Raw genomic sequence first — 11512 nt, 5'->3', positions numbered from 1 at the left:
TCGTACGGTGAGGTCATGGCACGATCCTCCGGAACGATCGCCGACCGCTGGCGCTCCCACCTGCTCTCCACCCTGTCCGGTCGCTCCGACGGCCGGCCCGAATGGGTGGATGCTGTCGAGCAGGGCGACGACGTCGGCTTCTTCGGCCCGGGCTCGGCTTCCTGGGCGGTGCACGGGGGCATGGCGACCATGGTCGCCGGCATCCGAGCGCTGCTCATGCAGACGCTGCATCCCGGAGCCATGGCCGGTGTGCACGACTGGTCGCGCTACAAGGAGGACCCACTCGGCCGGCTGACCGGCACCATCCGCTGGCTGGTGACCGTGACCTTCGCCGACACGGCGCTCGCCCGCCGCGAGTCCGGGCGGGTCGCGCACTTCCACGACCGCGTGCGCGGCGAGTACGTGGATGCACGCGGCGAGACCGTGCCCTACAGCGCCGGCGACCCCGAGCTGCTGAGCTGGGTGCACCTGGTCTTCACCGATGCGTTCCTCGCGAGCCACCTGCGCTGGGACAAGCCGCTTCCCGAGGGCGGAGCCGACCGCTACGTCGACGAGTGGGCGACCGCCGGCGAGCTGATCGGGGTACCCGACCCGCCCCGGAGCGCGGCGCGGTTGAGGGCGCAGATCGACGGCTTCCGGGTGGCCGGTGTGCTGAAGAGCGACGAGCGCGTCGCGGAGGCCGTGCGCTTCATCCGCCGGCCCCCGCTCGCGAAGGGCATGATGCCGGCCTACCGCGTGATGTTCGCGGGTGCGGTCGCGTCACTGCCGAAGGAGTACCGGCGGATGCTCGGCCTCCGCCGGTCGCCGCTCCCGGTGATCTGGGCGACCGGCCGGGTGCTCGCGGTGGTGCGCTCCTTCATGGGCGACGCCTCCTCGACCGAGGCGGCGGCCATGTCCCGCATCCGCCGTCTCGCCACCGAGGGCCGCTCCCTGGCCCCCGTCCCCGCCCCCTGACCCCCACGAATGTCCGCGATCCGTCACTTGTTGTCGCTATCCGAGCGCTTTGGCGACAACAACTGACGGATCGAGGACAGTCGGTCAGGCCGCGGAGACCTCGACGGGCGCGGGGACCTCGACGGGGGCGTGCAGCGGGCGCAGCGCGTCCGACCAGGCGACGAGCTGGTCGAGCATCGTGTCGACCTGCGGCAGCAGGTAGTCGTGCGGCGCGAACACGGAGAAGTTCTCGAACTCCGTCATGAGCGAGATCGCGACCTGTGCCCGCACCGTCGCCAGCTGCAGCTCCGACGCGATCAGCCGCAGGTGCTCGACCGCACGGGCGCCGCCCACTCCGCCGTAGCTGACGAAGGCCGCCGCCTTGTTGTTCCACTCCTTGTAGAGGTAGTCGAGCGCGTTCTTCAGCACACCCGAGGTCGAGTGGTTGTACTCGGGGGTGACGAAGACGAAGCCGTCGAACTCCGCGATGCGTGCCGACCACGCCTTCGTGTGGTCGTTCTGGTAGTTGCCCCAGGCGGCGGATCCGGGCTCGTCGAGGTGGGGCAGCGGGTAGTCGGCGAGGTCGACGAGCTCGAACTCCGCATCCGCCCGCCGCTGCGCGATCTCGAGTACCCACTTCGCGACCGCCTCGCCGTTGCGGCCGGGACGGGTGCTGCCGAGGATGATGCCGATCGTGGTCATGAGGTCTCCTTGCGAGGTCGGGAACTTTTCGTGCGTATCGCACGTTGTCACCCGTACTGAACCGGCCACCGGCGGAAATAGTCCCACCGACGGCCCCGCACTTCGAAGTGCGTCACGAACACGAGAGGACGTCTCGCGCCATGTCGCCTGAGCCCGCGATCACCGATGTCGGCGCCGATTTCGCACCCGGCGGCGTCTGCGCATCCGAAGACACCCGCTCGCTGGTGCGCGACGTCTTCGCGATGACCGGCGACAAGTGGTCGATGGCGGTGATCAGAGCGCTCGGCGAGGGGCCGGTGCGGTTCACCGGCCTGATGGCGGCCGTCGACGGAATCTCGCACCGGATGCTGACCCGCACCCTGCGCTCGCTCGAGCGCGCGGGCCTCGTGTCGCGCACCGCGTACGCCGAGTCGCCGCCGCGGGTGGAGTACGCCCTCACCCCGCTCGGCGAGACTCTGAGCGGACCGGTGCGCGCGTTCGTGCAGTGGACCGTCGACCACCGCGACGAGATCGAAGCGAGCCGGGCGCGCTTCGACCGGTAGAGTGAGGGTGAAGCGCGTGACCGGCACGACGTCACGCACATCCCTGAAGGAGCATGCGACGTGACGGTTGTGGTCTTTGACGAGAAGCCCGGCAAAGAGCTGGCGAAGCCGCTGAAGGGCGGGGTCTTCGTGCTGTTCTGGCTCGTCGCCATCGCACTCTGGGTGATCGCGCCGTTCATGACGAACCCGCTCTGGGGCGCGTTCCTGATCGACAGCGGCATCGTCTTCGCCTCGGTCGGCTTCGGCGTGGCCAAGCTCGGCTACCGCACCCCCTTCCGCAACGTGCTCATCGCCGGCCTCGTCGCCATCGGGCTCTTCGCGCTCGGCGACTTCCTCGAGCTCACCGCTATCAGCTACTTCCTCCGCATCCTCGTGCCGTTCCTCGCCCTCCTCTCGGCGCTCTACGGCACGGTCGGCAAGGTCAAGGTCTGGTACGACTGAGCTCTGCTGACCCACGCTGGCGTAACGGGTAGACTGATGGCCTGACCGACCCTCGGGTCGGTGTGGTCGACGTGTGCCGGCAGCCGAGCTGCCACGAGTGCGGTCGATCCGAGGCTGGAAACCTCCGGCATCCCGCATCCGCATCGAAGCCCGGAGGAATCCCATGTCCCCTGCCCGCACGCCCAATCGCTGGCTCGCACTCGTCGTGCTCGCCCTCACGCAGCTCGTCGTCGTGCTCGACGGCACCATCGTCAACATCGCCCTGCCCCAGGCCCAGCAGGAGCTCGGCCTGAGCGACGGGCAGCGCCAGTGGGTCGTCACCGCGTACGCACTCGCCTTCGGCGCCCTGCTGCTGCTCGGCGGCCGGATCGCCGACTACTGGGGGCGGAAGCGCACCTACCTCGTCGGCATGGTCGGCTTCGGCGTCGCCTCGGCCTTCGGCGGTCTCGCCCAGAACGGCATGGAGCTGATCATCGCCCGCGGGTTCCAGGGGCTGTTCGCGGCCCTGCTCGCACCCGCCGCGCTCGCGCTGCTCACCGTGACCTTCACGCACGGCCGGGAGCGCAACACCGCCTTCGCCGTGTTCGGCACGGTCGCGGGCGCCGGAGCCGCAGTCGGCCTGGTGCTCGGCGGGGTGCTCACCGAGTACGCCGACTGGCGCTGGTGCCTGCTCGTCAACGTCGCCTTCGTGATCGTCGGCTTCGTCGGCGGCATCTTCCTCGTCACCGAGTCCAAGGCCGAGGGCGACAACCGCTACGACGTGCTCGGTGCGATCACCGTCACGCTCGGACTCGGCTCGCTCGTCTACGGGTTCAGCCTCGCCGAGGGCGGCTGGGGCTCGCCGGACACGATCGGCTTCCTCGCGCTCGGCGCCGGGCTGCTCGTGCTCTTCGTGTTCATCGAGACCCGCGTGGCGCAGCCGCTGCTGCCGCTCCGGGTCGTGCTCGACCGGGTGCGCGGCGGCGCGTTCCTCATCCAGGCCATCGCGGGCTGCGTCATGATCGGCGCGACGCTGTACCTCGCGTTCCACCTGCAGATCGTGCTCGGCATGCCGCCGCTGGAGGCCGGCCTCGCCAACCTCCCGCTCACGCTCGTGATCATGGTCATCGCCCCGATCGCCACGAAGCTGCTGCCGGCCATCGGCCCGCGGCCCCTGATGATCGCGGGGCCGCTGATCGTCGCGGCCGGCCTGGTCTGGCTCAGCTTCATCACCGCCGACGGCGACTACCTCGTGCAGGTGCTGCCCGGCCTGGTGCTGATGGGCATCGGCATGGCCTTCGTGTTCGTGCCGCTGCAGAACCTCGCGCTCTCCGGCGTCGCCCCGCACGACGCGGGTGCGGCCTCCGCCACCGCGAACTCGGCGATGCAGATCGGCGGGTCGATCGGGCTGTCGGTCTTCACCGCGATCTACGCCTCGGCCGTCGCCGGCGTGCCGGTGACCGACGGGCCGTCGCAGCTCGTGGCGTTCACCACGGGGTACGGCGCCGTGTTCTTCGCCGCCGCCGTCGTGATGGTGGCGGGCGCGGTCGTCGCAGCCGTGTTCATCCGCGGGCCGAAGTCGGCGTTGCTGCCGGCCGGCGATGGGGCTGCCGCCGTGCCGGTGCACTGACGCCAGCGGGAGGCCGTTCGAACGGGCTGAAGATCGCGTCGTTGCGCGCTATATGCACGCCTGACGCGTTTCTTCAGCCCGTTCGTGCACGCACTAGGCGCGCTATCGCGTCAGCAGCGCGACCGCGGTCGCCTTGACCAGCGCGCGGTCGGTCGTCAGCGCGAACTCGTAGTCGCCCGTGGCGTGCTGACCCGGGTCCCGCTCTCGCGCGACGAGTGCTGCGGCGTAGTCGGCGGTGAGCAGCACCACGTCCCACTCCTCGGCGAGCGGATCGCCCAGCGGGATGTCGCGGTGCGTGATCGCCGACGCGAGCTCGGGCGCCGGGCCCTGCGTGAACACCGTCACCAGCGCGCCCCCGGCCGCCAGCCGCTCGTACCGGCTGCGGGTCGAGGGGATGAGGTTGTCACCGGCCTGGAACGTCGTCAGCAGCACGGCGCTGTCCCCGCCCTCCTCGGCGCGATCCTCGAGGAAACGGCTCAGCTGCACCAGCAGGGCACGATCGGCGAACCGGAGCGGGGTGTTCTCCGCGACGATCTCGAACGGCGTGTCGGTGCCGGACGGTTGGGGCGGATCAGTGGCGAACGGCACTCCGGCGGCCACCGGGCCGATCTCCGCCTCGGGGCGGCCGAACAGCCAGCCCTGGGCGTGCGTGGCGCCGAGAGCGCGTGCCGTCACCAGCTGCCGCTCGGTCTCGACCCCCTCGGCCAGCACGATCGAGCGACCGGACTCGGCGTACCCGGCGACCACGGTCATGATGCGGGCAGCGTCCCGGTCGGGCCGGCCGCGGATGAGGCCCATGTCGAGCTTGATGACGTCGGGCTCGAGCAGAGGCAGCAGCGCCAGTGACGCCGGCTGCGCGCCGAGGTCGTCGACCGCGATCCGGTGGCCCGCCGCGCGGATGCGCTCGGTCGAGCGGATGAGGGCCCCCGGCTCGCTGGTGAGAGCCCGCTCGGTCACCTCGACGACAACCCGCGGGCCACGGAGGCTCTCCGGGTCGTCGGATGCAGCCAGCGTCGCCGGCTCGAGATTGAGGAAGAGCGCGTGGGCCGCATCCAGCCCCTGCTCGGCAGCCGTGCGCCGGGCCAGCCGGGCGCAGGTCTCGTCGAGGGCCCGGGCCGTCCCGTCGCGGTGCGCCTCGGCGAAGAGGTCGGCGATCGGCAGCGAGTCCTCGCCCGCCCAAGCCCGGGTCAGGGCCTCGTACGCCACGACGGACCCCGAGTCGAGGTGCACGACGGGCTGGAAGACCGTGGCGAAACGGTCGGCGCTCCACGATCCGGCGTTCGTCATGTGTCCATCATGTCCGAACGGAGAGCGGAGCGGTGACCGCCGCAGCCCGGATGCGCGTCGGCGCCGGTGCCCTCGACTCGGTGCAGCGTCGGCGCTGCCACCGGCGGCTCAGTGCAGCGGCGGCGACGCCGGAACGGTGTGCGCGCCGGCCAGCCCCTCGAGCAGTTCGGCCAGCGCGCTCTCGGCCGAGACCGTCGGCACCCAGCCGAGCTCGGCGCGAGCCCGCTCGGTCGACATCACCGGCACGCTCGTCGCGATGTCGAGCCAGCCCGGATCGCTCGGCTGCACCCGCGCCTTCCAGGTCGCCCACATGATCGCCCGGAGCACTGCGCGGCGGAACGGCACCGGCCGGCCGCCGACCGCTCCGGCCAGCACCTCGGGGGTGACGACCGGCTCGGTGGCGAGGTTGAAGGCTCCGCCCTTCCGCCCCCGGATCGCGAGCCAGAACGCCTCGGCGACGTCGTCGGCGTGCACGACCTGCGAGATCAGCGTGGTCGGCAGTGGCACGATCGGCACCCGCAGCCGGCCGAGCAGGCGCTTCGGCACGAGCGGCCCCGCGAACAGGCGGGCGATCTCGAAGGCGGCGCCGGCCTGGAAGACGAGGCCCGGCCGCATCCGCGTCAGCACGGTGCCGAGGTGCCGGCGCTCGAAGTCGTCGAGCCGCCGCTCGTTGATCGCCTTGTGGCGGGAATAGTGCGAGGCGGGCAGACCGCCCGTCGGCCACGACTCGTCGACCCGGCGCGACTTGGGTCCGGGGCTGTATGCGCCGACCGAGGAGGCCACGAGCACGTGCGGCACGCCCGCGTCGGCGGCGGCGTCGAGAAGCGCGGCGGTGCCGTGGACGTTCGTGGTCCAGAGCGCGTGCTCGTCGTGGTTCGGCTGCAGCGCCCAGGCCAGGTGCACGACCGCGTCGACGCCCGCGAGCACGGGCGCGAGACGCTCCCGTGAGTCGGCGTCGGCCACGTCGATCTCGTGCCAGGCGACTCCGGCGTAGGGGCCCTCGGGCCGTGGGGCCCGGCGGCTCACGCCGACCACCTCGACCCCGTCCTCCTTCGCGAGCCGGCGCAGCAGCGCGGTGCCCAGGTTCCCGGATGCCCCGATGACGGCGATCTTCACGTGCCCTCCTTCGTCTCCCCCAGCCTCCCGCGGCCGGCACGATCACGCATCGGCCGGGCGGGAAGATCTGGGCAGACGATCAGGCGCGGAGCGGGCCCGCCGCGCCCGCCGCACTCGTCTCGTCGGTCACCTCGCCGACGAGCTCCTCGATGATGTCCTCGAGGAAGAGCACGCCGGTGACCGCGCCGGTCTCGACGACGTCGCCGTCGAGCGTCCGCGCCACATGCGCGCCGCTCCGCCGCATCGCCGCCAGGGCGTCTTCGAGGTCGTCGCCCCGCCGCACCGAGTCGAGCGGCCGGATGCGCGCGACCGGCACCGCGCGGTCGAAGGCCTCGCCGGTCAGGTCGAGCACGTCCTTCACGTGCAGGTACCCGGTCGGCGCGCCCGCCGCATCCGTCAGTACGTAGCGCGAATAGCCGCGCGTGGCGACCGCGGTCTGCAGGTCGCGAGGGGTCGCATCCGCCCGCAGCAGCACGAGTTCACCGAGGGGCACCTCGACGTCGCCGACCGTCTTGGCCGTGAACTCGAACGCGGCGCCTAGGGTGCCCGAGGCATCCGTGAGCGAGCCCTCGCGGGTCGACTGCGCCACGATCGTCGCGACCTCCTCGAGCGTGAAGCTGCTCGTGGCCTCGTCTTTCGGCTGCACCCCGAACGCCCGCAGCACGAGGTTCGCGATGCCGTTGAGCACCCAGATCACCGGCCGCACGAGGATCGACACGAGCACGAGCGGCGGCGCGAGCAGCAGCGCGGCGCGGTCGGGCACCGAGAAGCTCAGGTTCTTCGGCACCATCTCGCCGAACACCACGTGCAGGAACGTCACGACCACCAGCGCGATCACGAACGCGACCCCGCCGATCAGCTCGGGGCTGAGCGGTGTGAGGGCGAGCGGGTACTCCAGCAGGTGGTGGATGGCGGGCTCGGAGACGTTCAGGATGACCAGGGAGCACACCGTGATCCCGAGCTGGCTGGTCGCGAGCATCAGGGTGGCGTGCTCCATCGCCCAGAGCGTGGTCTTGGCGGCCTTGCTCCCGGCCTCGGCACGTGGCTCGATCTGCGAGCGGCGCGCGGAGATCACGGCGAACTCGGCTCCGACGAAGAAGGCGTTGACGACCAGCAGCACAACGAGCCAGACCAGGCCGGGGACGATGTCGCTCATCGGGGGCCTCCGGTCTCGCGGGCTTCAGCCGTGGTCGGCACGGCGGCGGCGCCGGGCGCTCCGTCGGCGTCCGCGTCTCCGTCCGCGTCCGCAGCCGGCACGAAGCGCAGTCGCGCGAGGCGGCGGCCCTCGAGCCGCTCGACCCGCAACATCCCGCCCTCGACAGGCACCTCGTCACCGGCCTCGGGCAGCCGGTCGAGCACGTCGATCACGTACCCGGCGACCGTCTCGTGGTCGCCCTCCCCCGGGATCCGGAGGCCCGTGCGCTCGAGCAGCTCGTCGGGCCGCAGCCCGGCGTCGAACGAGATCGCCGAGCCCTGCCGCAGCACGCCCGCGGTCATCCGGTCGTGCTCGTCGACGAGTTCGCCGACGATCTCCTCGACCAGATCCTCGAGCGTGACGACACCGGCTGTGCCGCCGTGCTCATCCGTCACCACGGCGAACTGGTAGCCGCCGCGGCGCAGGAGGCCGAGCAGCGTGTCGGTGCCCATCGACTCGGGCACGAACAGCGGTCGCACCATGAGGCTCTGGACCGTCGTGGTCTCGCGCTCCTCGAGCGGCACGGCGAAGGCCTGCTTGACGTGCACCAGCCCGACGATGTCGTCGACGGATGCGCCGGCCACCGGGAAGCGCGAGAACCCGGTGCGCCCGGCGAGGGCGAGCAGGCCCGCCGCGGTCTCGTGGGGGCCGACCGCGGTCATCCTGACCCGCGGGGTCATCACCTCGTCGGCGTCGCGGCGGGCGAAGCGCAGGGTGCGGTCGAGCAGGGTCGCGTGGTCGCGGTCGAGCACGCCCTCGAGGGCCGAGCGGCGCACGAGGGAGCTGAGCTCGTCGGCCGAGCGGGCGCCCGAGAGCTCCTCCTTCGGCTCGATGCCGAGGGCGCGGATCAGGGCGTTCGCGGTGGAGTTGAACAGCAGGATGATCGGCTTGAACACCGCCGTGAAGGCGCTCTGGAACGGCACCACGAGCTTCGCGGTCGCGAGCGGGAGCGCCAGGGCGAAGTTCTTTGGCACGAGCTCGCCGACGATCATCGAGAAGACGGTGGCGATCAGGATGCCGAGCACGGCTCCGAAACCGGGGACCACCGCGGCGGGCAGCCCGGCCGCGGTGAGCGGGCCGGCGAGGAGCGCCGAGATCGCGGGCTCGAAGGTGTAGCCGGTGAGGAGGGTGGTCAGCGTGATGCCCAGCTGCGCACCCGAGAGGTGGGTGGAGGTGATGCGGAGGGCCGCGATCGTCGGGCCGAGCCGCCGCTCACCGCGGGCCTGGCGCGCTTCGAGCTCGCTGCGATCGAGGTTCACGAGGGCGAACTCGCTGGCCACGAACAGGCCGGTGCCGACGGTGAGCACGAGGCCCACGCCGATCATGATCAGTTCGTACACGGGGCAGCCCCCTTCGGTCGAGGGGGCGTGGGTCTGTGATGCGGAGGGTCGTCCATGGTCAGGACAGCCTAGGGAGCGCGGCTGAAAAACCGCCCGGACGGGCGGGCCGGGCGGTCCGGGTCAGGGCCGCTGGGCGCGCGGGAGGCCGGCCACGACTTGGTCGTAGGAGTTCACGATGAGGTCGCGCACGAGTTCGGAGTCGGAGTCGGGCGTGAGGGTCACCGTGATCCAGTGTCGCTTGTTCATGTGGTACCCCGGCGCGATCCACGCATGGTCCCGCACGAGCGCCTCGCCGAAGGCGGGCTGAGCCTTGAGCGTGATGCTGACGACGTCCCCGTCGAGCGGCATCAGCGCGAACACCTTGCCCACCACCTTCGCGACGGCGGTCTCGGGTCCGAAAGGCCGTTCATCCGTCGTCGCCGGCAGGGCCGCGCACGCCTCGAGCAGGTCCTCCCGGCTGAGCGTCATGCAGCCAGGGTACCGCCCGGCCCCAAGCACCTCGGCACGAAAGTCCTGGCCAGCAGGCCGTACCCGACGCCCCAGGGTGAGGCCTTGGCCGCGCCAGCGACCGAGGCCGAACATGTCGCGCTGCGCCGGGCAGGGACCGGCGCAGCCCGGGATACGCGCGCGAAGCACGCGCATCCCGGCAGCTAGCACAGCAGGACGTCTTGCGGCCCTCACCTGTCGGGACGAAAAAGACCGTCTAAGCCGCCCCCACCTGCCGGCACGCAAAAGCCCGTCTTGCCGCCTTCACCTACCGGCGATCAGTCAGTTCCCGCATCAAACGCCGCACCCTCCGACGCCAGATCCGTCGCCCGCTCCAGCGCATCCGCTGCCGCCGTCGGCGACACCGTGGGGTCGAGGATCTCGCTGGCCTCGCCGACCTCGAGCTCTCCGACCAGCTCGGCGGTCGCGCCACCGATGATGCCCGCGGCGGCGTACTGCTCGAGCCGCGCACGGGAGTCGGCGATGTCGAGGTTGCGCATGGTGAGCTGGCCGATGCGGTCCTGGGGGCCGAAGGCGGCGTCACCGACGCGCTCCATCGAGAGCTTGTCGGGGTGGTAGCTGAGGGCGGGGCCGGTGGTGTCGAGGATCGTGTAGTCGTCGCCACGGCGCAGGCGCAGGGTGACCTCGCCGGTGACGGCCGAGCCGACCCAGCGCTGGATGGACTCGCGGAGCATCAGCGACTGCGGGTCGAGCCAGCGGCCCTCGTACATCAGGCGGCCGAGGCGGCGGCCCTCGGTGTGGTAGTTCGCGACCGTGTCCTCGTTGTGGATGGCGTTCAGCAGGCGCTCGTAGGCGATGTGCAGCAGGGCCATTCCGGGCGCCTCGTAGATGCCACGGCTCTTGGCCTCGATGATGCGGTTCTCGATCTGGTCCGAGACGCCGAGGCCGTGGCGACCGCCGATGGTGTTGGCCTCGAGGACGAGGGCAACCGCATCCGCGTACTCGACGCCGTTGAGGGCGACCGGGCGGCCGGCCTCGAAGCGCACCGAGACGACCTCGGTGGCGACCTCGACGTCGTCGCGCCAGGCGGCGACGCCCATGATCGGCTCGATGAGGTCGAGGCCGGCGGAGAGCTCTTCGAGCTTCTTGGCCTCGTGGGTGGCGCCCCAGATGTTGGCGTCGGTGCTGTACGCCTTCTCGGTGGAGTCGCGGTACGGGAAGCCGCGGGCGACGAGCCACTCGCTCATCTCGGTGCGGCCGCCGAGCTCGCCGACGAACGCGGCGTCGAGCCAGGGCTTGTAGATGCGCAGGCGCGGGTTCGCGAGCAGGCCGTAGCGGTAGAACCGCTCGATGTCGTTGCCCTTGTAGGTGGATCCGTCGCCCCAGATGTCGACGTCGTCCTCCTTCATGGCCCGCACGAGCATGGTGCCGGTGACGGCACGGCCGAGCGGCGTGGTGTTGAAGTAGGTCTTGCCGCCGGAGCGGATGTGGAAGGCGCCGCACTGCAGGGCGACGAGGCCCTCCTCGACCAGCGCGCTCTTCGCGTCGACCAGGCGGGCGACCTCGGCGCCGTACTCGTGGGCACGCGCCGGGACCTTGTCGATCTCGGGCTCGTCGTACTGGCCGATGTCGGCCGTGTAGGTGCAGGGCACGGCGCCCTTCTCGCGCATCCAGGCGACCGCGCAGGAGGTGTCGAGCCCTCCGGAGAAGGCGATGCCGACACGCTCGCCGACGGGGAGACTGCTGAGAACCTTGGACATGAGAAAACCCTAACGCGCCCGCAGCCCCCGCTCGCACGCCCCCGGCCCGCCCCCGACTGTCGCCGATCCGTCACTTGTTGCCGCTATCGGGGGCTCGAAGCGGCAACAAGTGACGGATGGCGGACACATAGGCGGGTCGG

11 protein-coding genes are annotated in these 11512 nt (G+C 71.4%); 4 read left to right on the top strand and 7 right to left on the bottom strand.

The window, feature by feature from the left end:
* Nucleotides 1-15 precede the first annotated feature (15 nt).
* On the top strand, nt 16-954 hold the full coding sequence (locus tag HSO01S_RS13070; protein ID WP_066042073.1) for an oxygenase MpaB family protein: 939 nt from the start codon (nt 16-18) through the stop codon (nt 952-954).
* An 84-nt stretch (nt 955-1038) separates the two neighbouring features.
* On the opposite strand, the gene HSO01S_RS13065 is transcribed toward HSO01S_RS13070, so the two are convergent.
* Nucleotides 1039-1635, bottom strand: a complete 597-nt coding sequence (locus HSO01S_RS13065) for an NADPH-dependent FMN reductase (protein ID WP_066042069.1) — start codon at nt 1633-1635, stop codon at nt 1039-1041.
* A 140-nt stretch (nt 1636-1775) separates the two neighbouring features.
* On the opposite strand from HSO01S_RS13065, the gene HSO01S_RS13060 reads away from it, so the two are divergent.
* From HSO01S_RS13060 to HSO01S_RS13050, 3 genes are all read left to right on the top strand, one after another.
* Nucleotides 1776-2177, top strand: a complete 402-nt coding sequence (locus HSO01S_RS13060) for a winged helix-turn-helix transcriptional regulator (protein WP_084361652.1) — start codon at nt 1776-1778, stop codon at nt 2175-2177.
* Between the two features lie 60 nt (nt 2178-2237).
* Nucleotides 2238-2618, top strand: a complete 381-nt coding sequence (locus tag HSO01S_RS13055; protein WP_157079064.1) for a hypothetical protein — start codon at nt 2238-2240, stop codon at nt 2616-2618.
* A 163-nt stretch (nt 2619-2781) separates the two neighbouring features.
* A complete protein-coding gene (locus HSO01S_RS13050; RefSeq protein WP_084361651.1) occupies nt 2782-4227 on the top strand; it encodes an MFS transporter in 1446 nt (481 codons plus the stop codon).
* A gap of 102 nt (nt 4228-4329) precedes the next feature.
* On the opposite strand, the gene HSO01S_RS13045 is transcribed toward HSO01S_RS13050, so the two are convergent.
* The 6 genes from HSO01S_RS13045 to argG form a co-directional block, all read right to left on the bottom strand.
* Entirely contained in the window at nt 4330-5514 is a 1185-nt protein-coding gene (locus HSO01S_RS13045) for an EAL domain-containing protein (RefSeq protein ID WP_066042066.1), read from the bottom strand.
* A gap of 108 nt (nt 5515-5622) precedes the next feature.
* Nucleotides 5623-6630 (bottom strand): NAD-dependent epimerase/dehydratase family protein, encoded by a 1008-nt coding sequence (locus HSO01S_RS13040; RefSeq protein ID WP_066042064.1) that lies wholly within the window; start codon nt 6628-6630, stop codon nt 5623-5625.
* A gap of 79 nt (nt 6631-6709) precedes the next feature.
* On the bottom strand, nt 6710-7786 hold the full coding sequence (locus HSO01S_RS13035; protein ID WP_066042062.1) for a hemolysin family protein: 1077 nt from the start codon (nt 7784-7786) through the stop codon (nt 6710-6712).
* Nucleotides 7783-9165: a hemolysin family protein gene (locus tag HSO01S_RS13030; protein ID WP_084361650.1), complete on the bottom strand. Its 1383-nt coding sequence runs from the start codon at nt 9163-9165 to the stop codon at nt 7783-7785. The genes HSO01S_RS13035 and HSO01S_RS13030 overlap by 4 nt, the downstream gene beginning before the upstream one ends.
* A 120-nt stretch (nt 9166-9285) precedes the next feature.
* The gene (locus tag HSO01S_RS13025; protein ID WP_066042061.1) at nt 9286-9633 is read right to left on the bottom strand and encodes an MmcQ/YjbR family DNA-binding protein; all 348 of its coding nucleotides are present in this window, start codon (nt 9631-9633) and stop codon (nt 9286-9288) included.
* Between the two features lie 296 nt (nt 9634-9929).
* The gene (argG, locus tag HSO01S_RS13020; RefSeq protein ID WP_066042059.1) at nt 9930-11372 is read right to left on the bottom strand and encodes an argininosuccinate synthase; all 1443 of its coding nucleotides are present in this window, start codon (nt 11370-11372) and stop codon (nt 9930-9932) included.
* Nucleotides 11373-11512: the final 140 nt, after the last annotated feature.

It is taken from the genome of Herbiconiux solani NBRC 106740, assembly GCF_001571005.1.
GTDB lineage: Bacteria > Actinomycetota > Actinomycetes > Actinomycetales > Microbacteriaceae > Herbiconiux > Herbiconiux solani.
This window is presented reverse-complemented; position numbering and strand designations above follow the sequence as displayed.

Coding starts and splice junctions, on each gene's coding strand:
- HSO01S_RS13045 (WP_066042066.1), bottom strand. CDS start 5,514: ATGACGAACGCCGGATCGTGGAGCGCCGACCGTTTCGCCACGGTCTTC.
- HSO01S_RS13060 (WP_084361652.1), top strand. CDS start 1,776: ATGTCGCCTGAGCCCGCGATCACCGATGTCGGCGCCGATTTCGCACCC.
- HSO01S_RS13025 (WP_066042061.1), bottom strand. CDS start 9,633: ATGACGCTCAGCCGGGAGGACCTGCTCGAGGCGTGCGCGGCCCTGCCG.
- HSO01S_RS13070 (WP_066042073.1), top strand. CDS start 16: ATGGCACGATCCTCCGGAACGATCGCCGACCGCTGGCGCTCCCACCTG.
- HSO01S_RS13035 (WP_066042062.1), bottom strand. CDS start 7,786: ATGAGCGACATCGTCCCCGGCCTGGTCTGGCTCGTTGTGCTGCTGGTC.
- HSO01S_RS13065 (WP_066042069.1), bottom strand. CDS start 1,635: ATGACCACGATCGGCATCATCCTCGGCAGCACCCGTCCCGGCCGCAAC.
- HSO01S_RS13050 (WP_084361651.1), top strand. CDS start 2,782: ATGTCCCCTGCCCGCACGCCCAATCGCTGGCTCGCACTCGTCGTGCTC.
- argG (WP_066042059.1), bottom strand. CDS start 11,372: ATGTCCAAGGTTCTCAGCAGTCTCCCCGTCGGCGAGCGTGTCGGCATC.